General features: G+C 72.0%; 20 protein-coding genes. All 20 read right to left on the bottom strand.

Annotation, left to right across the window (positions count from 1 at the left end):
* On the bottom strand, positions 1 to 1,378 hold a 1,378-nt coding region (locus tag E2B92_RS31985), incomplete at its 3' end, for a cation:proton antiporter (RefSeq protein WP_235024073.1).
* A gap of 4 nt (positions 1,379 to 1,382) precedes the next feature.
* Entirely contained in the window at positions 1,383 to 1,868 is a 486-nt protein-coding gene (locus E2B92_RS31990; protein WP_126884869.1) for a TrkA C-terminal domain-containing protein, read from the bottom strand.
* Between the two features lie 17 nt (positions 1,869 to 1,885).
* Entirely contained in the window at positions 1,886 to 4,075 is a 2,190-nt protein-coding gene (gene glgB, locus E2B92_RS31995) for a 1,4-alpha-glucan branching protein GlgB (RefSeq protein WP_235024074.1), read from the bottom strand.
* On the bottom strand, positions 4,072 to 6,207 hold the full coding sequence (locus E2B92_RS32000; protein WP_235024075.1) for an alpha-1,4-glucan--maltose-1-phosphate maltosyltransferase: 2,136 nt from the start codon (positions 6,205 to 6,207) through the stop codon (positions 4,072 to 4,074). Before E2B92_RS32000 ends, glgB begins: the two co-directional genes overlap by 4 nt.
* 44 nt (positions 6,208 to 6,251) lie before the next feature.
* Positions 6,252 to 7,019 carry a MinD/ParA family ATP-binding protein gene (locus E2B92_RS32005; RefSeq protein ID WP_126884867.1) on the bottom strand — a complete coding sequence of 256 codons (768 nt, stop codon included), beginning with the start codon at positions 7,017 to 7,019 and terminating at the stop codon, positions 6,252 to 6,254.
* A 21-nt stretch (positions 7,020 to 7,040) separates the two neighbouring features.
* On the bottom strand, positions 7,041 to 8,294 hold the full coding sequence (locus tag E2B92_RS32010) for a PP2C family protein-serine/threonine phosphatase (protein WP_126884866.1): 1,254 nt from the start codon (positions 8,292 to 8,294) through the stop codon (positions 7,041 to 7,043).
* 6 nt (positions 8,295 to 8,300) lie between these two features.
* Positions 8,301 to 8,798, bottom strand: coding sequence for an ATP-binding protein (locus E2B92_RS32015; protein WP_126884865.1), 498 nt, complete (start codon positions 8,796 to 8,798; stop codon positions 8,301 to 8,303).
* 13 nt (positions 8,799 to 8,811) lie between these two features.
* Entirely contained in the window at positions 8,812 to 9,123 is a 312-nt protein-coding gene (locus tag E2B92_RS32020; protein ID WP_126884864.1) for an STAS domain-containing protein, read from the bottom strand.
* A complete protein-coding gene (gene glgX / locus E2B92_RS32025) occupies positions 9,120 to 11,288 on the bottom strand; it encodes a glycogen debranching protein GlgX (protein ID WP_235024076.1) in 2,169 nt (722 codons plus the stop codon). Before glgX ends, E2B92_RS32020 begins: the two co-directional genes overlap by 4 nt.
* Positions 11,285 to 11,626, bottom strand: coding sequence for an STAS domain-containing protein (locus tag E2B92_RS32030; RefSeq protein ID WP_126884863.1), 342 nt, complete (start codon positions 11,624 to 11,626; stop codon positions 11,285 to 11,287). Before E2B92_RS32030 ends, glgX begins: the two co-directional genes overlap by 4 nt.
* Positions 11,623 to 13,470, bottom strand: a complete 1,848-nt coding sequence (locus E2B92_RS32035) for an AGE family epimerase/isomerase (RefSeq protein WP_126884862.1) — start codon at positions 13,468 to 13,470, stop codon at positions 11,623 to 11,625. Before E2B92_RS32035 ends, E2B92_RS32030 begins: the two co-directional genes overlap by 4 nt.
* 5 nt (positions 13,471 to 13,475) lie before the next feature.
* Positions 13,476 to 14,075: a DJ-1/PfpI family protein gene (locus E2B92_RS32040; RefSeq protein ID WP_126884861.1), complete on the bottom strand. Its 600-nt coding sequence runs from the start codon at positions 14,073 to 14,075 to the stop codon at positions 13,476 to 13,478.
* The gene (locus E2B92_RS32045) at positions 14,068 to 15,714 is read right to left on the bottom strand and encodes a thiamine pyrophosphate-binding protein (protein ID WP_126884860.1); all 1,647 of its coding nucleotides are present in this window, start codon (positions 15,712 to 15,714) and stop codon (positions 14,068 to 14,070) included. The genes E2B92_RS32040 and E2B92_RS32045 overlap by 8 nt, the downstream gene beginning before the upstream one ends.
* A gap of 35 nt (positions 15,715 to 15,749) precedes the next feature.
* Positions 15,750 to 16,586 carry a type 1 glutamine amidotransferase domain-containing protein gene (locus tag E2B92_RS32050; protein WP_126884859.1) on the bottom strand — a complete coding sequence of 279 codons (837 nt, stop codon included), beginning with the start codon at positions 16,584 to 16,586 and terminating at the stop codon, positions 15,750 to 15,752.
* 51 nt (positions 16,587 to 16,637) lie between these two features.
* A complete protein-coding gene (locus tag E2B92_RS32055; protein ID WP_126884858.1) occupies positions 16,638 to 17,342 on the bottom strand; it encodes an EthD domain-containing protein in 705 nt (234 codons plus the stop codon).
* 136 nt (positions 17,343 to 17,478) lie between these two features.
* Positions 17,479 to 18,411 carry an NAD(P)/FAD-dependent oxidoreductase gene (locus E2B92_RS32060; protein ID WP_160159812.1) on the bottom strand — a complete coding sequence of 311 codons (933 nt, stop codon included), beginning with the start codon at positions 18,409 to 18,411 and terminating at the stop codon, positions 17,479 to 17,481.
* Positions 18,412 to 18,416: 5 nt separating this feature from the next.
* The gene (locus E2B92_RS32795) at positions 18,417 to 19,859 is read right to left on the bottom strand and encodes a maltokinase N-terminal cap-like domain-containing protein (protein WP_160159813.1); all 1,443 of its coding nucleotides are present in this window, start codon (positions 19,857 to 19,859) and stop codon (positions 18,417 to 18,419) included.
* Positions 19,856 to 21,073: an IS701 family transposase gene (locus tag E2B92_RS32065; protein WP_126884857.1), complete on the bottom strand. Its 1,218-nt coding sequence runs from the start codon at positions 21,071 to 21,073 to the stop codon at positions 19,856 to 19,858. Before E2B92_RS32065 ends, E2B92_RS32795 begins: the two co-directional genes overlap by 4 nt.
* 285 nt (positions 21,074 to 21,358) lie before the next feature.
* Complete coding sequence (locus E2B92_RS32070) at positions 21,359 to 22,051, bottom strand: SDR family oxidoreductase (RefSeq protein ID WP_133087787.1); 693 nt, start codon at positions 22,049 to 22,051, stop codon at positions 21,359 to 21,361.
* Positions 22,052 to 22,079: 28 nt separating this feature from the next.
* The gene (locus E2B92_RS32075; RefSeq protein WP_126889505.1) at positions 22,080 to 23,426 is read right to left on the bottom strand and encodes a sugar phosphate nucleotidyltransferase; all 1,347 of its coding nucleotides are present in this window, start codon (positions 23,424 to 23,426) and stop codon (positions 22,080 to 22,082) included.
* Positions 23,427 to 23,428 lie beyond the last annotated feature (2 nt).

Genomic DNA, 23,428 nt, shown 5'->3' on the forward strand with positions numbered 1-23,428 from the left:
GGCCCGCCGCCACCCGGAGACGGCCGTGGGCCCGGCGCTGCGAGGGCCCGCCACCCTCACGCCCCCCGGCCCGCTGCCCTCCCCCTTCCTCGCGCCCCGCCCGCCCCCGGCCCGCGGCCCCGCCCCCCCCGCGCCGGGCCCCCCGCCCCCCCCCCCCCCCCGCCCGCGGCGGGGGCCCGCCCCCCCCCGGGGGGGCGGGGGGGGCGCCCCCCCGCCGCTGATCGCGCCGGCCCTTCGCCCACATCGCGACCGGCTCGGTGAACCGTGCCGCCACCGGCCCGAAGACGACCAGCAGCAGCACGTACGCCGTCGCCAGCGGCCCCAGCGCCGGCTCCACGCCCGAGGCGACCGCCAGGCCCGCGATCACGATGGAGAACTCACCGCGCGCCACCAGCGCGCCGCCCGCCCGCCACCGTCCGCGCTCGCCGATCCCGGCGCGCCTCGCCGCCCAGTACCCCGTACCGATCTTCGTCAGGGCGGTCAGCAGGGCCAGCACCAGCGCCGGCAGCAGCACGGGCGGGATCGTCGCCGGGTCCGTGCTGAGCCCGAAGAAGACGAAGAACACCGCGGCGAACAGGTCCCGCAGCGGCATCAGCAGATGGTGGGTGTTCTCCGCGACCTCCCCCGACAGCGCGATGCCGACCAGGAAGGCGCCCACCGCCGCCGACACCTGGAGCTCCTGGGCGAAGCCGGACACCAGCAGCGTCAGGCCCAGGACGACCAGCAGCAGCTTCTCCGGGTCGTCGCTGGAGATGAACCGCGAGATGTGCCGCCCGTACCGGACGGCGGCCACCAGCACCACCCCGACCGCGCTCAGCGCGATCGCCAGGGTGACCCCGCCCGCCGCCCAGCCGGCACCGGCCAGCAGCGTCGTGAGGATGGGCAGGTACACGGCCATCGCCAGGTCCTCCAGGACCAGCACGCTCAGGATGGCGGGCGTCTCCCGGTTGCCGATCCGCCCCAGGTCGCCCAGCACCTTGGCGATCACCCCGGAGGACGACACCCAGGTCACCCCGGCCAGCACCACCGCCGCCACCGGCCCCCACCCCAGCAGCAGCGCGGCGGCGGCCCCGGGCAGGGCGTTGAGCAGGAAGTCGACGACCCCGGCGGGGGCGTGGGTCCGCAGGTGGCCCACCAGGTCGCCGGCCGTGTATTCGAGGCCCAGCATCAGCAGCAGCAGGACGACCCCGATCTCGGCGCCGATCTCGATGAACTCCTCACTGCCGCCCAGCGGGACGATCCCGCCGTGCCCGAAGACCAGACCCGCCAGCAGGTACAGCGGGATGGGGGAGAAGCGGACGCGTGCGGCGAACCGGCCGAGCAGCCCGAGAGCCAGCACGACCGCGCCGAACTCGATCAGGAAGACAGCGGAATGCACGGCATCACTTCCGTTCGAGGATCGCGTGCGCCGCGTCGACGCCCTCGCGCGTGCCGATCACGATGACCGTGTCGCCCCCGCGCAGCCGGAACTCGGGCCCCGGCGAGGGGATGGGGTGTGCGCGGCGCATCACGGCGACGACCGACGCGCCGGTCGCCGTGCGCATCTTCGTCTCGCCGAGCTGCCGCCCGTTCCAGTACGAATCGCCGGTCACCGTGACCCGTTCCGCCAGCAGCCCGAAGTCGCTGGTGTGCAGCAGGTTCGGGTTGTTGTGGCTGGGCAGCAGGGCCTCGGTGAGCGTGAGCGCCTCCGCCCCGGTGAGCCGCAGGGAAAGACCGCACGAGTCCGGGTCGTCGTCGTGGTGGACGTTGAGCGTGCGGGTGCCGTCGCGGTGGGCGACGACCGACAGGGTGTCGTGCCGGCGGGTCGTCAGCTCGTACTGCACGCCGATCCCGGGCAGCGGGGTGGTCCTCAGTCGCGGTGCGGGCATGGCCTCTCCAGTCGTCGTCAGCGGTGCGGGCGGAGCCACACGGCGCCCAGCGGCGGCAGGGTGAGCTCCACGCTCGCCGGCTGCCCCTGCCAGGGCACGTCCTCGGCGCGTACGGTCGCGGCGGTGGCCGCGCCGGAGCCGCCGTACCCCGGCGCGTCGGTGTCGAGCACCACGGTCCAGTCGCCGGCCGACGGCAGGCCGACCCGGTAGGCACCGCGCACCGACGGCTGGAAGTGGAAGACGCACACCAGCGGCTCGCCCTCCTCCCCGTACCGGACGAACGCGTACACGTTGTCCTGGGCCGCGTCCGCCTCGAGCCAGGAGAAGCCCTCCGGCCGGGAGTCCAGGCGCCACAGCGCCGGGTGCGCGAGGTAGTGGCGGTTGAGGTCGCGCACCAGGTCGCGCACGCCCGCGTGCGGGGCGTGGCGGGCCAGCGCCCAGTCGGGGCCCCGGTCGTGCGACCACTCGCTGTCCTGGGCGAACTCCTGCCCCATGAACAGCAGTTGCTTGCCCGGGAAGGCCCACATCCAGGCCAGGTAGGCGCGCAGGTTGGCGAACTGCTGCCAGCGGTCGCCGGGCATCTTCCCCAGCAGCGAGCCCTTGCCGTGGACCACCTCGTCGTGGCTGATCGGCAGCAGGTAGTTCTCGGCGTACGCGTACATCGCCGCGAAGGTCATCGCGTGGTGGTGGTACTGGCGGTGCACCGGGTCGTGGGCCATGTACGACAGGGAGTCGTGCATCCAGCCCATGTTCCACTTCAGCGCGAAGCCCAGGCCGCCGCTGTCGGTGGAGCGGGTCACCCCGTCCCAGGCCGTGGACTCCTCGGCGATGGTGACGACGCCGGGGCAGCGGCGCTGCACGGTGGCGTTCATCTCCTGGAGGAACTCCACCGCGTCGAGGTTCTCCCGCCCGCCGTACGCGTTGGGCAGCCACTCGCCGTCGCGGCGCGAGTAGTCCAGGTACAGCATGGACGCGACCGCGTCGACCCGCAGCCCGTCGACGTGGAACTCCTCGCACCAGTACACGGCGTTGGCGACGAGGAAGTTGCGCACCTCCGCGCGCCCGTAGTCGAAGACGAGGGTGCCCCAGTCGGGGTGCTCGGCGCGCCGCGGGTCGGGGTGCTCGTACAGCGGTGTGCCGTCGAAGCGGGCGAGCGCCCAGTCGTCCTTGGGGAAGTGCGCGGGCACCCAGTCCACGATCACCCCGATGCCGGCCTGGTGGAGCCGGTCCACCAGGTGGCGGAAGTCGTCGGGGGAGCCCAGCGCGGCCATCGGCGCGTAGTAGGAGGACACCTGGTAGCCCCAGGAGCCGCCGAAGGGGTGCTCGGCGGGCGGCAGGAACTCCACGTGCGTGAAACCCAGGGCCTTGACGTACGCGGGCAGCTCCTCGGCCAGCTCCCGGTACGTGAGTCCGGGCCGCCAGGACGGCAGGTGCATCTCGTACACGCTCATCGGCGCCTCGGAGGCGTCCCGCGCGCCGCGCCGGCGCATCCAGTCGCCGTCGTTCCAGCGGTGGGCGGAGGCGTGGACGACCGAGGCGGTGCCGGGCGCCGGCTCGGCGGAGGAGGCCAGCGGGTCCGCCTTCTGTATCCAGCGGCCGTCGGGAGTGAGGATCTCGTACTTGTAGCGGCAGCCGGGCTCCACCCCCGGCACGAACAGCTCCCACACCCCGCTCGCCCCGAGCGACCGCATCGGGTGGGCGGCGCCGTCCCAGTGGTTGAGGTCGCCGACCAGCCGGACGGCGCGGGCGTCGGGCGCCCACACGGCGAACGCGGTGCCGCGCGCCGTGCCGTGGCCGGACTCGTGGTCGCGGACGTGTCCCCCGAGGACCCGCCACAGCTCCTCGTGCCGGCCCTCCCGGATCAGGTGCAGGTCGAGCTCGCCCAGCGTCGGCAGATAGCGGTAGGGGTCGTCGTAGGTGAAGACGTCGTCGCCGTAGCGGGCCGCGACCCGGTAGTCGGGGACGGCCGCGCCGGGCAGGGTGCCCGAGAAGACGCCCCCGCCCTCGTGGGCCAGCTCGGCGAGCGGCTCCCCGGCCGCCGAGGTGAGCGTCACGGCCCGGGCCAGCGGGCGCAGCACCCGCACGGTCACCCCGGCCGGGCCCGGGTGCGGCCCGAGGAGGGCGTGCGGGTCGCTGACCTCGCCGGTGGTGAGCCGCTTGAGGTCGGTGGCGGACAGTACGGCCGTCGCGCTCAGGTCCCTGGTCACTTCCTGTTCCCGTCCGTGAAGATGTGGGCGACCTGCCGGCGCGGGTCGAGACGTACGTAGTTGGTGCGGCCCCACGTGTAGGTGGCGCCGTCGTCGGAGAGCGCGTCATGGACCGTGAACGTCTCGCTGCGCTCCAGCCCGAGCGCGGGCAGATCCAGCGAGACGGTCGTCTCCCGGACCCCGTGCGGGTCGAGGTTGAGCACCACGAGCACCCAGTCGTCCCCGTGCCGCTTGGAGAAACAGACCACCGCGTCGTCGTCGGCGCGGTGGAAGCGCAGGTTGCGCAACTGCCTGAGGGCGGGGTGCGCGCGGCGCAGCTCGTTGAGGGTGCGCAGCAGCGGCGCCAGCGTGGTGCCCGCCGCCTGGGCGGCGGCCCAGTCGCGCGGCCGGTACTGGTACTTCTCCGAGTCCAGGTACTCCTCGCTGCCCGGCCCGGCGGCCACGTTCTCGCACAGCTCGAAGCCCGCGTAGACGCCCCACGTGGGGGAGGCCATGGCGGCCAGGACCGCCCGCACCGCGAACGCGGGACGCCCGCCGTACTGGAGGTAGGCGTGCAGGATGTCCGGGGTGTTCACGAACAGGTTGGGCCGCAGGTAGGCGGCGCTCTCCTCACCGCCGAGCCCGGCCAGCTCGGACAGGTACGACTCCACCTCGTCCTTGGAGTTGCGCCAGGTGAAGTACGTGTACGACTGGTGGAACCCGACCCGCGCCAGGGCGTGCAGCATCGCCGGGCGGGTGAACGCCTCGGCCAGGAACAGCACGTCGGGGTCGGTGACGTGGACGGCCTCGATGAGCCGCTCCCAGAACGCCACCGGCTTGGTGTGCGGGTTGTCCACGCGGAAGATCCGCACGCCGTGCGCCATCCAGTGCCGCAGGACGCGCAGGCACTCCTCGTGCAGCCCGTCGGGGTCGGTGTCGAAGTCGATCGGATAGATGTCCTGGTACTTCTTGGGCGGGTTCTCGGCGTACGCGATGGAGCCGTCGATCCGGTGCCGGAACCACTCGGGGTGCTCCTTGACCCACGGGTGGTCGGGGGAGCACTGGAGGGCGAAGTCCAGGGCCACCTCCAGGCCCAGCTCCCGGGCGCGGGCGACGAAGGCGTCGAAGTCGTCCAGCGTGCCCAGGTCGGGGTGGATCGCGTCGTGGCCGCCGAAGGCGGAGCCGATGGCCCAGGGCGAACCCGGGTCGTGGGGGCCGGGCGTCAGCGTGTTGTTGGGGCCCTTGCGGTGGGAGGTGCCGATGGGGTGCACGGGCGGCAGGTACACCACGTCGAACCCCATCGCGGCGACCGCGTCCAGCCGGTGCGCCGCCGTGCGGAACGTCCCCGACCGGGGCGGCCGCGGGTGCCCGTCCGGTCCCGGCTCCGTGGGGACGACCGCGCCCTCGGAGCGGGGGAAGAACTCGTACCAGGAGCCGTACAGGGCGCGTTCGCGGTCGACGCGCAGCGGCAGCTCGCCCGACGAGGTCACCAGCTCGCGCGGCGGCCGGGCCGCCAGCAGGCGGGTCACCACGGGGGCGAGGGCCGCGGCGTGCCGCTCCGCCGCGGGCAGGGCGGTGTCCCGGAGCCGTGCCGCCGCCTCCCTGAGCGGGGCGCCCTCGGCGGCCGGGAACGCCCCGGCGGCCCGCTCCAGGAGCACCGCGCCCTCCTCGAGGACCAGCTCCACGTCGATGCCCGCCGGGACCTTCACCTCCGCGGTGTGGCGCCAGGTCGCCACCGGGTCGGTCCACGCCTCCACCCGGTAGGTCCACTCGCCCTCCCGGTCCGCCGACACGTGCGCCGCGTACCGGTCGGTGCCGGGCGCGGTGAGCCGCATGGGCGTCCAGGGGCCGGGCTCGCCGTCCGGGCCGGTGAGCACCACGCCCGCGGCCACCGCGTCGTGCCCCTCCCGGAACACGGTCGCGCTCACCTCGAACACCTCGCCCGGCACCGCGCGGGCGGGCCGCCGGCCGCCGTCCACGCACGGCCGTACGTCCACCACCGGGATGCGCCCGACGGTGGGCGCGAACGTCCGCGGCGGAGCGGCGCGCACCGCGGGCGCCGCACCCGGTGACGCCTCCGGCCCGCCCGAGCCCGCGCCCCGTGCCGCCACGGCCGGCGCGTTCCGTCGTTCCGTCCTGCCCTGCATCGTCATGCCTCCTCGCACCGGGGTGCGGTCACTGGAAGGGGGCGCCGGTGTCACCGGCGTATCGCGGTGGTGCCGTTGCTCACGGCGGAGATGATCCGGCGGTAGCCGGCGACCAGCGGGTGGTGCGGGTAGGCCGGGCTGAAGAGCCGTTCCCCGGCCAGCGACGCCATCTCCGGGGCGTAGGGCAGCACGGCCGTGATCCCGGTGGCGTACGCGGACTCGACCTCCGCGCGCATCCGGTCGTTCACCACGCCGTCCGGCACCATGCTGAGTGCCACGCTCACCCGTACGCAGCCCAGCCGCCCGGCCAGCGCCATGGTCTCGCCGGCGCCCGCGAGGTCGAGCCGGTCCGCCCGGGTGACGATCACCAGCGCGTCGGAGCTGGCCATCGCCGTGACGGTCTCGTTGTTGAACCCGGCGTGGGTGTCGAGCAGCAGCACGTCGAGGGCGAGCAGGTCCATCAGCCGGTCGAAGCCCTCGCGCAGCAGGCCGACGTCGTAGCCGCGCCCCATGATCTCGTTGATGCCGGCCGCCCCGCTGCGGGCCGGCACCAGGAAGACGCCGTCGTGGCCCACCCCCGCCCGGCAGGGGTAGGCCGCGTCCTCGATCTCGCAGTGGCCGATCAGGTAGTCGGCCAGCGAGCGGCGTACGGCGGGCACGGTGTCGGCGAACATCAGGTCCAGGGCGGGTGTCTGGATGTCCGTGTCCACGAGCGCGACCCGGCGGCCCGCGGAGGCCAGGAGCAGCGCGAGGTTCGCGGCCGTGCTGGACTTCCCCGTACCCCCTCGGTAGGAGTGCACGGTGATGATCTGCGACATGGTCCCATCCGGTGAGTCGGGCTAATCGGTCTGGTTGTCGTCCGGCAGGCGCCAGTGGACGGCCATCATGGTGATGTCGTCCGACTGCTCGGACGGGCCGACGAACTCGCTCAGCACCCCGTCCATGTGGTCCAGCAGTTCCTCGCCGCGCACGGCCGCCCGCGCCAGCTCCGTCAGGAGCTGCTCGTCGCCGAAGAACCGCCCCGACAGGGAGCGGGCCTCGGTCACCCCGTCCGTGTAGACGAACAGGGTGTCGCCGGGGCCGATCTGCGCGTACCCCAGCGAGAAGGTGCCGTCGGGGATGACCCCGACGGCCGGGCCGGTCGGTTCGAGCAGCACCGGCTCCTTGCCCTCGCCACTGACCAGCACGGGCGGGTTGTGGCCGCCGTTGATGTAGACGAGGTTGCCGGTGAGCGGGTCCAGGACGCCGAAGAACATGGTGGCGAAGTAGCCCTGCCTGATGTGGTTCCTGGTCAGGTAGTTGTTGGTGCCGACCACGGCGTTGAGCAGCGGGGTCGCGCCGACGACCGGGATGGCGCGGCTCTGCTCCCGCCAGCCGGTCTCCTCGCCCAGCAGGTCGGCGGCGATCAGGCTCTGCAGCCCGCTCTGCTCGGCGGTGTGCCGCAGCAGGCTGCGGATGAGCGCCATGAACAGCGCGGCACCGACGCCCTTGTCGCAGACGTCGGCCACGACCAGCGCGAGCCGGCGGTTGTTGACCAGCTCGAACACGTCGTAGAAGTCGCCCGCGACGGTCCTGGCCGGCCGGAAGCGGACGTGGATCTCCCAGCCGTCGGGGTTGGGCAGCGACTCGGGAAGGAAACCCATCTGGATCTCCCGGCCGATCTCCAGCTCCCGCTCGTAGCTGAGCAGTTCGGCACGGGCGGTGACGTCCTCCATGGTGCGGGTGAAGTTGGCCCGCTCGTGGCAGTCGCGCAGCCGGGCCCGCACCAGGTCCGGATAGAACGGCGGCACCAGGTAGTCGGCGCCGGCGTGGATGTGGCTGCCGAGCAGGTGCAGGTCGTGCTCGGCGAACGCCACCACCGTCGGCCGCTGGCCCTCGTCGTCGAGGCGGCGCGCCACGGCGCGGACGGTGTGCGGCGACAGGCCCGCGTACGCCAGCAGGACCTCCGTGGCGGGGAGCTGCCCGTGCTGGACGACCAGCACGTCCGCGGGGGTCCTGATGCGTACCACCGCGCCCACGCTGTCCAGGGCCTTCAGCAGCTCCGGCGGCGCGCTGCGGTGCTCGTCCAGCAGCAGCACATTGGTCTGGAGCATGTCACCTCATCCCGTCCCGGGGCCGGTGGCGGCGGCCGTCCGGCGCATCACGAGGGTGCTGACGTTGCGGCCGGCCACCAGCTCGTACTCGAAGGAGTCGACCGCGGTGAAGGCGAGGAACACCCCGAGCCCGCCGATCTGCCGCTCCGCGAGCGGCACGTCGAGCGCCGGGGGGCGCATGCCCTGGCGCGGGTCGAACGCGGGGGCGTCGTCCTCGAAGCGCACCCACACCTGGTCCGGGTCGATGCCCCCGTCCACGGAGATCTCCCCGGCGGCGCCCCGGTAGCCGTGCATGACGATGTTGGTCGCCAGCTCGTCGGCGGCCAGCCGCAGCCGGTAGACCGAGCTCTCCGGCAGCGCGGCCCGCGCCCCGAGCCCCAGCACGAACTCGGCCACCCGGTCCAGGCACGCCAGCCGTGCCGGGATCCGCAGCGCCTCGGGCGTGCCGGAGCCGGGTCCGGCGGACGGGCCGGACGGCGTCGCGGCACCGGAGTCGAGCGCCATGTTCCTCGCCCCCTCAGGCGTCGATCAGGTCGATGCTGTGGTCGAACCCGGCCAGCCTGATGGTGTGGGCGACCGGCTCGGTGGCGCCGACGACGGCGATCTTGACGTCGTCGCCCATCTTCTGGCGGGCGAACACCAGGGACCGCAGCCCCGCGCTGGACATGTACGCCAGCTTCTCGGCCCGGATCACCAGCTCGATCGACCCGGCCGCCGCGGCCTCGTCGATCGTGTCGTGGAAGCGGCCGGCGCTGGAGGCGTCCAGTTCGCCGCTGAGCTCTATCGTCGCGACCCGCTCGTTGACCCTGAGCCTCACGTCGAACGTCACGGTGCCATCTCCTTGTCGGTGGTCGGTACGGGGCGGCCCACGAGGATCACCGCCGAGTGCGGCCCCAGGTGGTAGCGCCCGGGGTGCTCCAGCAGGGGCTCGGAGCCCAGCGGGTGCATGCCGTACGGCATCAGGGCGCCCGTGTCGGCGAACAGGTGCCACGCCTGGCCGTCCGGGAGTTGCGGGAGCTCCATGTCGTGCGGCTCCCAGTGGGCGTTGACGGCGACGTACACGTGGTCGTCGGGCACCCCGCCCTTGGCGTGCCGGCCGCACCGCATCAGGGCGACGACCCGGCAGTGGTCCGCCCAGTCGGGGTGCCAGGCGCGCACCCCGTGCCAGCTCACGTCCGGGTACCCGCTGCCCATGGAGTCGACGCCGCGCGGGTGCTCGGTGTTGCGCAGCACCGGGTGCGCGTGCCGGAAGGCGATCAGCCCGCGGGTGAACTCCAGCAGCTCGGCGTTGGCCTCGATCAGGCCCCAGTCGAACCAGGACAGCTCGTTGTCCTGGCAGTAGGTGTTGTTGTTGCCGAGCTGGGTGCGGCCGACCTCGTCACCGGCCAGGATCATGGGGACACCCTGGCTGGTCAGGAGGATGGTCAGCATGTTCTTCATCTGGCGCATCCGCAGGTCCCGCACGTGGGGGGAGGCGCTCGGCCCCTCCTCGCCGCAGTTCCAACTGTGGTTGTCGTTGGCGCCGTCGTTGTTGCCCTCGCCGTTGGCCTCGTTGTGCTTGTCGTTGTACGAGACCAGGTCGTTGAGGGTGAAGCCGTCGTGCGCGGTGACGAAGTTGATCGACGCGGCGGCGCCCCGGCCCCCGTACAGGTCGGGCGACCCGGCCATCCGGGTGGCCAGCTCACCGGCGAGGCCGGGCTCGCCCTTGACGAACCGGCGCACCGCGTCCCGGTACTTGCCGTTCCACTCCGACCAGCGCCCGTAGTTGGGGAAGTGCCCCACCTGGTACAGCCCGGCCGCGTCCCACGCCTCGGCGATCAGCTTGGTGTGCCGCAGGACCGGGTCGTACGCGAGCTGCTCCAGCAGTGGCGGGTTCGGCAGGGGCGTGCCGTCGGGGGCGCGGTCCAGGATGGCCGCCAGGTCGAAGCGGAAGCCGTCGATGTGGTACTCGGCCACCCAGTGGCGCAGGCAGCCCAGCACGAAGTCCCGGACGACCGGGTGGTTGCAGTTGACAGTGTTCCCGGTGCCGCTGAAGTTGTAGTACTGCCCGTCCGGCGTGAGCATGTAGTACGTGGCGTTGTCGAGCCCGCGGAACGAGATCGTCGGCCCGTACTCGTTGCCCTCGGCGGTGTGGTTGAACACCACGTCCAGGACGACCTCGATGCCCGCCCGGTGCAGCTCCTTGACCAGCGACTTGAACTCGTCGGCCTGCATGCCGAACCGGCCCGTGGCCGCGTAGCCGGCCTTGGGCGCGAAGAACGAGACGGTGTTGTAGCCCCAGTAGTTGTGCAGCCGCTCACCGGTGACCGGGTTGGTGCGCGGGTTGTCCAGCTCGTCGAACTCGAAGACCGGCAGCAGCTCGACGCAGTTGACGCCCAGGTCCTTCAAGTACGGGATCTTCTCCCGCAGCCCCGCGTACGTCCCCGGGGCCGTCACCCCCGAGGAGGGGTGCCGGGTGAAGCCGCGCACATGGGTCTCGTAGATGACGAGGTCCTCGGTGGGGATGCGCAGCGGGGTGTCGTCGCCCCAGTCGAAGTCGTCGTTCACCACCTGGGCGCGGTAGGGGTAGACGTCGTTCCAGTCGGGCTCGCGGCCCCACACGTCGCGGCCCGACACGAGCCGTGCGTAGGGGTCGCTGAGCACCCGGCGGGCGTCGAAGCGGTCGCCCGCCACGGGGTCGAACGGCCCGTCGGCGCGGAAGCCGTACTCGAGGTTCTCCACGTCGAGCCCGAACACCGTCATCGCGTACACGCTGCCGGTGCGGAACTCCGCCGGGAACGGCAGTTCGGCCGCCGGCTCGGGCGCGCCACGCTCGAAGAGCACCAGGCTCATCGAGGTGGCGCGGTCCGAGTAGACCGAGAAGTTGACGCCGCCCGGCACCGGGGTCGCGCCGTACGGGAAGGGCCGCCCGGCCCGTACCCGGTAGCCGGCGATCCGGTGCGTGGGGTAGGCGTCGACGCGTTCGCGCATCTGGGTCACGTCGCGGGAGCTCATCGCGCCGCCCGCTCCAGCTCGGAGTCCACGTCCTCACCGATCCGGAAGAAGTCCAGGAACCCGGTGGCGTTCATGACGAAGGTGACCTCCTCCGAGAGTCCGACGAGCGTGATCCGGGCGTCGAGCTGCTGGGCGCGGCGGTGCACGATCAGCAGCGTGCGCAGCCCGGCGCTGGAGACGTAGGACACCCCGGTGAGGTCGACGAGCACCTCGGCGCCCTGCCGGATGAACGGCAGGAGCTGCGCCTGGAGCCCACCGGAGGTGGTGCTGTTGATCTCCCCGTCGAGGGCGATGACGGTGATCTCGCCCTCGGAGCGCGCGTTCACCTTGACGGTCATCCGGTCACCTCCGTACGGGCCCGGGGAGCCAGCCGGACCTTGACCTTCACGCGGCCCGAGGTCTCGGGGAGCGTCACGGTCAGGGCGTCGGCGTCGAAGTCGGTGTGCGGCTCGCCCTCGACGTCGACGGACTCGATGCGCACCGAGCCGGGCGGCAGCAGGTCGGGCGCGACCCGCAGCAGCCGGCCCTCCAGGTCGGCCGGGTCGGGCTTGAACCAGAAGTCCATCGCCTTGCCGCCGACCAGCAGGTTGTTGTACACGGCGGCCAGGTAGCACAGCTCCGCCGAGTGGTACATGCTCATCGAGTGGCTGCCCTTGAGCCGCTCGACGCCCAGCAGGTACGGCAGGCCGTTGGCCAGGGTGTTGAAGTAGACGGCACCCTCGTCGTGGTCGAGGAAGAAGGCGTTGTAGAAGGACTGGGCGTCCCGCGCCTCGTCGCGGAAGTCCTCCCGGCCCGTGATGCCGTGCAGGATCAGGTACGCGAGGATCGCCTGCTCCTGCTGCCACCACGCCTTGCGGTCGTGCCAGGCGAAGCGGAACTGGTCCTCGCCGTCCCGCTTGATCCGCTCGACCACGTCGTACCAGCCGCCGCGCTGGCGGTCGGCGCCGACGTCGGGCATGGTCTCGCCGATGGAGGCGGCCGTCTCCAGGTACTCCGGCTTGGGGCGGAGGCTGTGCATCCGCATCAGGTTCCAGGCGATCTTCAGGTTGTGGCCGACGACCGCCCGGTTCTGCTGCCAGCCGTGGGTGGTGTCGGGAGACCAGTCCTGGTGGAACCGCTCCTGCACGAAGGGGCTGTTCTTCGGGTCGGGGAACCGCTCGACGATGGTGTCGAAGGTGTACTCCAGCATGTCGGCGTACTTCCTGTCGCCGGTCGCCAGGTACAGGTTGATCAGGTAGGCGGGCGCGTGGTCGCCGACGGAGTTCCAGTTCTTGCGGGCCTTGTTCGGGCCCAGCGACTCGTGGTGCGGGCTGAGCAGGATCGGGTCGATGTGCGAGAAGTAGCCGCCGTGCTCCGAGTCCAGGTAGAACCGGTCGAACAGCCGGATGGTGGCGTCGGCGTCGTTCCTGATCCGCGGGTCGCCGGTGACCCGGTAGGTCTGGACCGGCCCGGCCAGCGCGTAGATCTGCTCGTACGCCGGCAGCGCGTCGTAGTCGTCGGAGAACTCCGAGGTGAACAGCTTCTTCTCGATGTCGCCGTCGATGGACAGGCCGTGGTACCAGTACACGACGTTCTCGTCGGTGTCGACGAACCGCATGTGCTCGCGCAGGTACTCGGTGCCGCGCTCGGCGACCTCCAGGTACTCGTCCTCGCCGGTCAGCAGGAACGCCGACGCCATGCCGTACACCAGCCGGGAGATCGTGTCGGTCTCCTGCACGTGGCTGGCCGTCTTCTCGCCGCCCAGGCGGATCTCGGTGCGGTACTGCTCGAAGTCGACCGGACCGTCACCGAACTGGGCCTTGCGGTAGAACGCGGCGATCTCGCGGATCTGCCGTATCCACCACCCGGCCTCCTCGAAGCGGAAGTCGTCGCCCTGCCGGCCCACGAACACCAGCCGCTTGGCCTCGAAGCGCAGCCGGCCCCCGGTGGGGTAGAAGATGCCGTACGCGAGGACGAACGTGCCCTCCTGGAGCATGTCGTCGATGTGGCCCGAGGCGTCCTGGTACGGCTCGCCCAGGTTGTGCAGCAGTTCGGCGCTCGGGCCGCCGTCCAGGGATATCCGGAACTCCGTGCCGCCCGGGGTGATGACGGTGACCACCCGCGCCTCGCGGTCGAAGCCGGTCACCCGGCCCGCGATGGTGTCGGAGAACGTGAAGTTCACCGTGTCGGAAGCTGTAGCCATGACTTTCACGCCCCTCGCAGCACGAGCTCGTCGATGATGGTCCTGGCGAACAGATGGCAGTGGTCGCCCGTCCGCGCGGTGACCAGGTCCCCGTCCACCACGACGTCCTGGTCCACGTAGTTGGCGCCCATGTTGCGGACGTCGCCGATGAGGTTGTTGTGGCAGACCACCTTCCGGCCGCGCACGACGTACGGGATCGACGCGGCGAGCCACATGCCGTGGCAGATGATCCCCTTGACCACACCCGACCGGGCGAACGCCCGGCGCAGCAGGTCGGTGGCCGGCGCGAGCCGCTCGATGTCCTCGGTGTAGCGCAGCCGGTCCGCGACCATGCCCGACGGCACGATCAGCGCGCCGTACTCGCGCAGCCGCCGGTCGTCCAGGTCCTCCAGGCTGCGCGTCACGGTCAGCGGTGCCCGGTACTCGTGGCCGGTGAAGGTGATCGACTTGTTGCCCCACAGCCGGGTCAGGAAGTCGACGCGGGCGCCCTCCTCGGCGAACCGGCGCTGGTAGTAGGCGATTTCGGGCTCGTAGAAGTCGCTCTCCGCGAGGATCGCGATCCTCCGCCCGGTGAGCACACCGTCGCGTGCCGGAACGTCAGGCACGGTTTCCCCCTTCAGTGGTCCGCAGGTCGATGAGGAACGGCTTGTCGTCGGCGAGCATCCGCTTGACCGCGTACGCCACCTGCTCGTGGTCGTCGACCCGCAGCGCCTCGACGCCGAACCCCTGGGCGATCCTGGTGAACCCGAGATCGGGGTGGGACAGGTCGAACGGCGTGGGGTGGGCGTGCTCGGGGATGCCCCGCTCCCGCCAGTACTGCTCGATGTTCAGGTCGAGCAGCTTGTAGCTGCGGTTGTTGCAGATCACGAACTTGGCGCCGATGGAGTGCCGGACGGCGGTGTACAGGGCCTGGAAGGTGTACATCGAGCCGCCGTCGCCGGTGAAGCCGATCACCGTCTTGTCCGGGTGCGCCAGCTTGATGCCCAGCGCGCCGGGGATGCCGACGCCCAGCGACCCGCCGCGGGTGGAGAACCAGTGCCCCGGCAGCCGGCCCGGCAGGTACGCGTTGAGCGGCCCCGCCGCCGTCAGCGCCTCGTCGAAGACCATCAGGTCCTCGGGGGCCTGGCCGGCCAGCTCGGACAGGAAGTGGTGCAGCAGCGAACCGTCGTCCTCCGGCCCGGCCGGCTGCTCGCGGCGCCGGGACTCCAGCCGCCCGGACGCCAACGCCCGGGCCTCCGCCGACAGCCGGCCGTCCAGCTCCGTGGCGAGCGCCGCGAGCGTGGCCTTCGGGTCGGCGACCAGGCCGAGGGTGACCGGGTGGTTCTTGGCGATCTCGTACCCGTCCAGATCGATGTGGACGATCTTCGCGTCCTCCCGGAACGGGTTGTCCAGCACCGGGAACACCTCGCCGAACACATAGGTGCCGACGATCAGCACCGCGTCGGCGTCCCGCACGGCCGCCCGGCTCACCTCGCCGAACATGTGGCCGAGCTGCCCCCGGTAGAGCGGGTGCCGTGCGTCCAGGTTGACCTCGGAGAAGTCCATGCCCCACACGTCGGCGCCGAGCAGCTCGGCCACCCGCGTCAGCTCCGCCTGCCCGCCGGACGCCGAGACGCCGTCACCCACGATGACGATCGGCTTCTCGGCGCCGGCCAGCAGCCGCGCCGCCTGCTCCACCAGGGAGGGAACCGGCAGCGCCCGGGTCTCCAGGAACGTGCTGGGGACGACCGGCTCGGTGTTGACCGCGTCCAGGACGTCCATCGGAAGGGAGACGAAGACAGGGCCGCGCGGGGGCGTCATCGCCATCTTCATGGCCCGCCGCAACACCCGCAGCACGGAGCCGGGGTCGGTGACCCGGGTCGCGTACTTGGTCACGGGCTCCGCCATGGCGACCAGGTCGGCCGCCATCTGCGCGTCCATCGCGTCGTACCTGACCCCCGCCTCACCGGCGATCACGACGAGCGGCGAGTGACCGCGCTTGGCCTGGTAGAGCATGCCCACCGCGTTGCCGAGCCCCACGCCGCTGTGGAGCTGGAGCAGCGCCGGACGGCCGGTGGCCCGGGCGTACCCGTCCGCGATGCCGGCGGCGACCGTCTCCTGCAGGGTCAGGATGTACTGGAGGCCGTCGTACTCCTCCAGTGCGTCCAGGAATCCCTGCTCGACCGTCCCTGGATTGCCGAACATATAGGGAATTCCATCGGCGAGGAACTGCTCGATGATCGCCGCATTGCCCTGCCTGGCCATTGTCTTCCTTCTCTCGTTCGGGATTTTTCCGACGGTTACCAGCCGAAGCGGCGCAGCCCGTCCTCGAGAACCTCGACGACCTTTTCTCCGGTGAGGTAGGAGTCCGGCGTCGAACGCCCGGTGATGAACGGGTAGTCCACGATCACCGACGTTTCCTTGCCGAAATTGCCGTGGTAGCGGCCGTCCGGGCCCGTGGCGTCACGCAGGATGTACTCCAGCGGGTACGGCGGCGGCCCCATGACGAAATCGGTGCCGAGGAATCCGGTCCCGTCCTTGTAGTCGTACTCCTTGCAGTGACCGGTGACGTGCTTGCCCCAGATGATCGACTTGCGGTCCTCCCAGTCACGGGCGAACGCGAGCGGGGCGACGCCGTAGCACTCGGCGGCGATCGGCTTGTCGGCGCGCAGGAAGGCCAGGATGATCTGGTGCACCCGCTCGTTGTTGGCGAGGTCCACGATCGGGCCGGAGCCGCCGACGATCAGCAGCGCGTCGTACTCCTCCAGCTCCCCGGCGACCACGTCCACGGCCCGGTGGTACGCCTCCAGCCGGCGCAGGTAGTCCTCGTCGGCGGTGTACGGGCGCTCCGGCACCCAGGCGGAGATGTCGATCGGGTCGGCCAGGCGGTCCGACTCGTCGATCTGCCGGGTGAGCTTCGCGACCTCCTCGGAGGTCACCGACTTGCCCAGCGGCGGGTCGATGTAGGTGGGGTCCATGCTCGGCGGCAGCGCGTGCGGCTGTTTGCCGGTGGGGGTGGCGAACACCACCTCGTAGCCGCGCTGGTCGAAGTGGTGCAGCGGCCCGACGAGTTCCTCGCCCCAGTAGCCGTACTCCGACAGAATCACGAGGATCTTCTTGGCGTTCCTTCTGGCCACGCCTGCTCCTTCGGTAATCGGTGGGCGGATCAGCGGCGCGTCACCGGCGCGTCAGCGGGCCTCGGGGCCGATGATCCAGTTCTCCTTCACGGCGAGGGAGAACACGTACTTCGGGTCGGCGACCTCGTCGCGGGCGGCCGCGACCTGGCCGGTGAAGTACGGCGAGCGCAGCGCCTCCCGCAGCGCGGCGACGTCGTCGAACCAGAGCTGCTCGACGCTGTCGAAGCCGGCCTCGCCGAAGACGTACGCGCCGTCCACGGTGTGCGCGTGCAGGTAGCGGCGCAGGCCCGGCGTGGCGCCGACGACGGAGGCGTAGCCGCCGAGCGTCTGCTTGCGGTACTCCTCCAGGTCCAGGCCCGGCCGGCGCTTCATCAGGACGGTGAGCTTGACCCAGTCCTGGCCCTTGGCGAGCGCGGGGCCGGGGATGACCTCGTACGCGGTGGTGTCGACGACGATCGTCTGCCAGAAGGCGGCCCAGTTCGGCTCGTCCAGCCGGGCGCCCTGGAGGAACTCCTCCGTCTGGAGCGACGCGAGCTGCTCCTCGCCGTTGGCCAGCCAGATCTCGGCGATGCCCTGGTGGGGCAGGGCGGGCGTGCCAAGGTCGGCGCCGGTCTCGATCCGCGTGTCGACCATGTACTTGCGGATCTGCGGAATTTTCGCGGCGTACTTCACCGCGTGGACGTCCACCCAGTAGTCCTGGAACTCCTGGGCGGTCATTCCGGGCTTGGGTGCCGCCAGAATGAACTGATGAATCATGGGAACTCTCCTTTTCGGCCCCGGGGGACGGCCCGGCATGGAAAGGCCATATTTCCGGGAGCGTGCTCGGCCATCATTGGCGGAGTTCCAAGCGGGCGGCAAAGAACCTCCGCCGACTTCCTGAACTGAAGTTCGGTCAGTCCGCCTTGAGCTCCGGCGGGTGGAGGAAGTAATGCGCGGCGGACGCGGCCTGTGCGCCTTCGTGCACGGCGGCGGCCACCTGGTGGGAATGCAGGGACGTGACGTCGCCGGCCGCGTACACGCCGGGCACCGACGTCTTCTGCTCGGAGTCGGTCACGATGTAGCCGGCGTCGTTCAGGCGTACGCCGAGCGAGCGGGCGAGCGCGGTCTCGGGGGTGGCGCCCTGGATGGAGAACAGGGCGTCGAGCCCGAGGCGCAGCCCGCCCCGGGTGACGATGGCACGCAGCCTGCCGTCGGAGCCCTCCGCCTCCTTGATGCGGTCGTGGACCACCTCGACGCCCGCGTGGGCGAGGCGGCGGCGGAACGTTTCGCTGATGTCGTCGCGGTGGCTGTTGGTCAGCAGCCGCACCCGGTCGGTCAGGGCGTGCAACTGCATGGCCTCACCGGCGGCGGCGTCGGTGTGGCCGACGACCAGGATGGAGCGGCCGCGGTTCTCGTACCCGTCGCAGGTGATGCACCAGAACATCGAACGGCCCACGTACGAGCGCCAGCCGGGGAAGTGCGGGAAGTGGTCCAGCACCCCGGTCGCCAGCAGCACGGCACGCGCCCGCCACCGGTGGCCCTGGGAGCGCAAGCCGAAGCCGCGGTCCGCGTCGCCCTCGACGGCGGTGACCAGGTGGTGCACGATCCGCGCGTGGCCGTACCGGGCGAGCTGCTCGGCGGCCAGCCTGCGCAGGTCGACGGTGGCGATCCCGTCGGGGAAGCCGAGGTAGTTGTGGTTGACCTGGTGGTGGGTGGAGCGGCCGTGACCGGTGTCGAAGACCAGCACCCGGCGGTTGTAGCGGGCCAGGTAGATCGCCGCCGACAGCCCGGCGGGCCCGCCGCCCACGACGGCCACGTCCGCGGCGTCCGCGTGTGCCACGTCCACGCCGCTCACCCCGCCGGGCGCAGCCGGCCCGCGAGGCGGCGCACCGCGGCCATCGGGATGGACAGCCACTCGGGGCGGTTGTGGGCCTCGTACACGGCCTCGTACACCGCCTTGTCCGCCTCGAAGGCCCGCAGCAGCACCGGCTGGCTGCGCGGGTCGGCGCCGCCCGCCGCGGTGTACCCCGCGCAGAACGCCCGCCGGTTGTGCACCGCCCACGCCGAGGCCCGGCGCGCCAGGCGCGTGCCGTGCACGTTCTGCGGCGACTGCTCGCCCGGCGGTACGCCCAGGACCGCGGCGAGCGCGTGGTGCGCGGCGTAGTCGAAGGACCGCAGCATCGAGGCGATGTCCCGCAGCGCGGGCTGGAGCCGCCGCCGCTCCGCCTCCGGCTGCCCCGGCTCGCCCTCGAAGTCGATCACCACCCAGCCGTCCTCGGCGCGCAGCGTCTGCCCCAGGTGCAGGTCGCCGTGGATGCGCTGGACCACCAGCGGGGTGTTGCCGCGCTTGGCGACCTCCCCGAGGTCCTGGTGCACCGCCCGCAACTGCCGGGCGAACGGCAGCAAGGACGGCACCTGTTCCACCGCCGCCTCCAGCCGCCCGGTCAGCAGCTCCACCAGCTCGTCCACCCGTGCGGTGTCCAGCTCCCGGGTCGGGAGCTGCTCCGCGAGCGCCGCGTGCACCCGGGCGGTGGCCCGGCCGAGCCCGTGCGCCTCCTCGGCGAAGCCGCCGAGCGGCGCGACGCTCTCGCACTCGCCGACCACGCAGGCGCGGGCCTCCTCGACGGCGACCGCCCAGCCGTCGCCCCGGTTGGGCACGAACTCCTGGAGGATGCCGAGCGTGATCTCCCCGCCCGGCGCCGAGGGACGGGTCCGCACCCAGCCGAGGGGCGCCGCGCTCGGCACGTCCCCGGCGCGCCGCAGGGCGGCCAGCATCTCCACCTCGGCGTTGGGTCCGGGCACCACCCGGCGCAGCACCTTGAGCATCATCCGGCCGCCGAACGCGATGGACGTGTTGGACTGTTCGGCCGTCAGGACCGCCGCCCGCAGCCCGGCGGGGATGTCCGCGCCGGGCGTGCGGTGGAACTCCACCAGCCCGCTCGCCCCGCCCGCCGCGATCCGCGCGAGCAGCCGCCCCATCAGCTCGGGGTCGCCGGTCGCCTCGTACAGCACCGCGCCGCCGCTCGGCCCGATCACCGCGTCGCCGAGTCCGTCCGGCACCGCCGCGCGCACCCCGACCAGGAGCTGGTACCACTCGTCGTGCTCGGTGCGCACCACGACCAGCAGCAGTTGGGGGCCGTCCGCGCAGACGGTCTCCACCAGCACGGGCTCCACGTCCGGAGCCGCCCAGTCCTTGCCGCCGAACCAGCGCTGCCTCGCCAGCCAGTCGGGGAGCAGCCGGTGCAGGTCGGCGGCCATCCGGTCGGTCTCGGTCACGTCCGGGGACACGGTCATGCGGCGGTCACCTTCGCGCTACGGGGGACGGAGGACTCCGGGAGGGGGCCGCGCTCCGCCCGGGACAGCATGGTGATCGCGTGCGCGAGGGACACCATGGTCATGTGGTGGTGCCAGCCCCGGAACGAGCGCCCTTCGAAGTCGCGCAGCCCGAGCCGGTCGCTCACCTCCGCCTGGTCGCGCTCCACGCGCCGGCTGAGCATCGCGGTGCGGTAGACGGTGCCGAGCCGGGGCCGGGACAGGTTGGACAGCCAGTACTCGCTCGGCGCCCGCCGCCCCGGCTTGCCCCACGCCCCGAGGAGGACCAGGTCCTGCCGGTCCGCCCGGCCGCCGCCGGGGGCGCGCAGCCGTACCCGGGCGGAGCCGACGGAGGTGGCGCGGACCACGCCGGTGCGGTGGTCGAGCCACTCGACGGGCATGCGGTTGCGGCTCAGCGCCCCCGCGAGGCCGCCGTCGGGCTCCGCCACCGGTCCGGTGCCGGTGCCGGTGACGCGCGCCGGGCCGCGGTCGGTGGGCCGCAGCGCCTCGACGGCCGTGTGCGACTTGGCCGGATCCACCCGTACGACGAAGGGCACCTGGCGCTCGGCCAGTTCGGCGCACACGGGGTGGGGGCCGGTGTCGCGCAGGTCCATCACCACGGGGCGGGCCGGCATGTTCCACTCGTCGGTCAGCCGGGCGACCGAGCCGATGGCGCACTGCTCGGGCGGGCAGGACCCGACGTGCTCCGGAATGGAGGCGCGCCGGCGCATCTCGGGCTCGTCCGTCCAGCACTCCGGCAGCGCCAGCCACCAGTCGACGGGGCTGCTGAGCTGGTCGGACGCGAGCCACAGGCCCATGCCCTGCTGGCAGTTGACGATCCGGCCCAACTGGGCCACGAACTGCCGCTCCACGCCGACGGAGTGCTGCCCCACCTTGGTGAGCACCAGGGGTCGCACCACCCAGGCCCGGGGCTCGGCGTGCTGGTGGAGGTGGCGTGCCATTTCCCGCCGCACCGGGACGCAGTCCCACGGCGACTTCGTGATGAATTGGTACAGGCTCTGTTCGACGCCGCCGCCCGCATTGCTGGCGAGGGCCCGCATGGTCTTCTTCCCGTCGACCGAGAGAAGGCCCCGCACATACAGCTCGCCCCAGCGGCGCTGGTCGCTCCGGGGAATGGAAGCGAGTGTCCGCGTGAGGAACTCGGTGAATATCGCGGGGGAATAATCCTCGGGCATATTCAGGTCTTGTTCCACGACCGTTACCCAGCTCTCTCCACAGAAGTCTACGTTGATCCGGAGGAAATCGGCCAGCCGGTTTTTTCCATCGACTCCGGTTGGCCGTCGAGGAAATGGCGGTAAGCGGACTCCGGGGCCGGTGCGCGGGTGCGGTGGGAACGGCACTCTTCACGCGGTCACCGGCCCCGGGTCCGGCCCCGTCGCCTCGGGGGACGACGGCGACGGGGGTGGTGACGCGGGCGGGGGATGGGGCCGGCCCGCCCACGTCGGTCTCGGTGGCCCGCTCTACCGGCTGCGCTCCAGTTGCCGGTCCGCGCTGAGCCGGGCGAACAGCGGCGCCCAGTCGGTCGGCGTCTCGCCCAGCTCGTTGTACATCTCGAAGGTGCGGCCCACGGCGGCGGGCGAGTTCAGCGCCTGGACGCACGCCTCGGCGACCGCCGTGCGGGACACCCAGCCGTCGCCCCGGTCGCCCTGCTCCAGGCGCACCCGGTTGCCCGCGAAGCTCTCGTCCGTCAGCCAGCTCGGCCGGACGACCGTGTACGGCAGCCCCGACTCGCGCACGGCGTCCTCGCCGCGCAGCCGCCAGTCCAGCAGCCGCCCGTAGGCGTTCATGGGGTGCTCGCGCCGGGTCACGAAGATCTGGCTGACCAGCACGACGTGCGGCCGCTCACCGTGCTCGGTGGCCGCGGCCAGTACGTTGCGCACCCCGTCGTACATGGTCGTCTCGGGGCTGTCGGGCCCCGAGTCCGCCGTGCCCGGCTCGACGCTGAACACCACGCCCGCGCAGCCCCGCAGCGCGGTGGCCAGCGAGTCGGCGTACCGTACGTCGGCGCGGTGCTCCTCCACTCCGAGCGGCAGCCGGCCGCGTTCCGGATGCCGGCTCACCACCCGTACCCGGGTGCCCTCTTGGAGCAGGCGGCGGGTCACCAGACTCCCCAGCCGGCCCGCCCCTCCGATAACCGCAATGGGACTCCGCATGGTCCCCTCCAGGAGTGATCCGCCGCCGCTACACCCAGTTGAGGATGTCGTCGGCGCTCTTGAGTTCCGTTTCCGCGGGCACCCCGGTCATCGCGGGCACCCTGAGCCGCGGGTAGACGCTCACCCCGCAGAACCGTGACCCCGGCCAGAGCATGGCGCCGTCGCCGATGGCCGAGAAACGTTCGAGCCGTGCCGGCCGGGTCCGCTCGGAGCAGACCTCGGCCATGGGTCCTATGTAGGAGTCCTCGATCTCGGCGTACGCGCCGACGACGGCGGACTCACCGACGGCCGACCGGACCACGGCGGCGCGCTCGCGGACCTCGGCCCCGTCGCCGATGTCCGCGTGATCGAGCCGCACGCCGGGTCCGATCTCCACATCGCGGCCGATCCTGACGCCCGGTCCGATCACCACCGAGCCCTCGTCGATCTTCTGGGCGAGGGTGGTGCCGGTGACGTCGTCCTTGGTCCGCAGGCTGCTCTCGTGTATCCAGCAGCGCGGTGAGGCGACGTCGGGCAGCCTCATCAGCCGGTTCATCTGCTCGTACGCGCCGTCGAGCACGAGCCCCAGGGTGTTCAGGTAGTCCGGTACGTTGCCCAGGTCGCCGAGCCGCCCGATGGAGTGGGCGGCCACCGGCAGCCCGCGGGCCGCCAGCCACGGCAGCAGGTCCTGGCCCCAGTCGAGCCGCTGGTAGCTCTGCCGGAAGAGCTCCGGTTCCCGGGCGAGCAGCCGCAGCCGGGCGCAGTCCACCAGGTACATCCCCGCGTTGGTGGGCAGGGTGACCCCCGCGTCCACCGCCGTGCGCGGGAACAGCTCGGCGAGCCGGGCCCGGTCGGGCTTCTCGACGAAGCCCTGGACCAGGCCGCCCTCGTCGGTGCGCATGACCCCGTACTTGCCGGCGATCTCGTCCGCCGTGCGCCGTACGGCCGCCACGGTCACCAGGGCACCGCGCTCGGCGTGCGCCGCCTCCATCGCCCCCAGGTCGAAGTCGAAGAGCGAGTCGACGGGCAGGACCAGGGCGCGGCCCTGCAGGTCCCACTGCTCGAGGTTGTGCAGGGTGGCGCCGGCCGAGCCGACGTTGTACCGGTCGAAGCGGGAGCGCGAGTAGGTGATGTCGACGCCGTAGCGCTCCCCGTGGCCGAGCAGGAGCTTGATCTGCGTACGGTTCTCCAGGCCGTGGGTCACCACGTAGAAGCGGCGGACGCCCTGCTCGCGGCAGGCGTCGACCACCCACTCCACGAGGCGGCGCCCGGCGAACGGGATCAGCGCCTTGCTGCGGATGTGGTCCGGGGACTTGAGCGTGATGGGCTTGGCCCGCTCGCCCCGGCCCCCCGCGAGGAGGATGCCGACCGTTTCCCCGTTCTTGTCCGTACTCATGA

The organism is Streptomyces sp. WAC05374 (assembly GCF_004353505.1).
In the GTDB taxonomy this organism is placed as follows: domain Bacteria; phylum Actinomycetota; class Actinomycetes; order Streptomycetales; family Streptomycetaceae; genus Streptomyces.

Bases quoted from the DNA above. Each gene is read 5' to 3' on its own strand.
- E2B92_RS31990 (WP_126884869.1), bottom strand. From the start codon at position 1,868: ATGCCCGCACCGCGACTGAGGACCACCCCGCTGCCCGGGATCGGCGTG.
- E2B92_RS32000 (WP_235024075.1), bottom strand. From the start codon at position 6,207: ATGACGATGCAGGGCAGGACGGAACGACGGAACGCGCCGGCCGTGGCG.
- E2B92_RS32005 (WP_126884867.1), bottom strand. From the start codon at position 7,019: ATGTCGCAGATCATCACCGTGCACTCCTACCGAGGGGGTACGGGGAAG.
- E2B92_RS32010 (WP_126884866.1), bottom strand. From the start codon at position 8,294: ATGCTCCAGACCAATGTGCTGCTGCTGGACGAGCACCGCAGCGCGCCG.
- E2B92_RS32015 (WP_126884865.1), bottom strand. From the start codon at position 8,798: ATGGCGCTCGACTCCGGTGCCGCGACGCCGTCCGGCCCGTCCGCCGGA.
- glgX (WP_235024076.1), bottom strand. From the start codon at position 11,288: ATGAGCTCCCGCGACGTGACCCAGATGCGCGAACGCGTCGACGCCTAC.
- E2B92_RS32030 (WP_126884863.1), bottom strand. From the start codon at position 11,626: ATGACCGTCAAGGTGAACGCGCGCTCCGAGGGCGAGATCACCGTCATC.
- E2B92_RS32035 (WP_126884862.1), bottom strand. From the start codon at position 13,470: ATGGCTACAGCTTCCGACACGGTGAACTTCACGTTCTCCGACACCATC.
- E2B92_RS32045 (WP_126884860.1), bottom strand. From the start codon at position 15,714: ATGGCCAGGCAGGGCAATGCGGCGATCATCGAGCAGTTCCTCGCCGAT.
- E2B92_RS32055 (WP_126884858.1), bottom strand. From the start codon at position 17,342: ATGATTCATCAGTTCATTCTGGCGGCACCCAAGCCCGGAATGACCGCC.
- E2B92_RS32795 (WP_160159813.1), bottom strand. From the start codon at position 19,859: ATGACCGTGTCCCCGGACGTGACCGAGACCGACCGGATGGCCGCCGAC.
- E2B92_RS32065 (WP_126884857.1), bottom strand. From the start codon at position 21,073: ATGCCCGAGGATTATTCCCCCGCGATATTCACCGAGTTCCTCACGCGG.
- E2B92_RS32070 (WP_133087787.1), bottom strand. From the start codon at position 22,051: ATGCGGAGTCCCATTGCGGTTATCGGAGGGGCGGGCCGGCTGGGGAGT.
- E2B92_RS32075 (WP_126889505.1), bottom strand. From the start codon at position 23,426: ATGAGTACGGACAAGAACGGGGAAACGGTCGGCATCCTCCTCGCGGGG.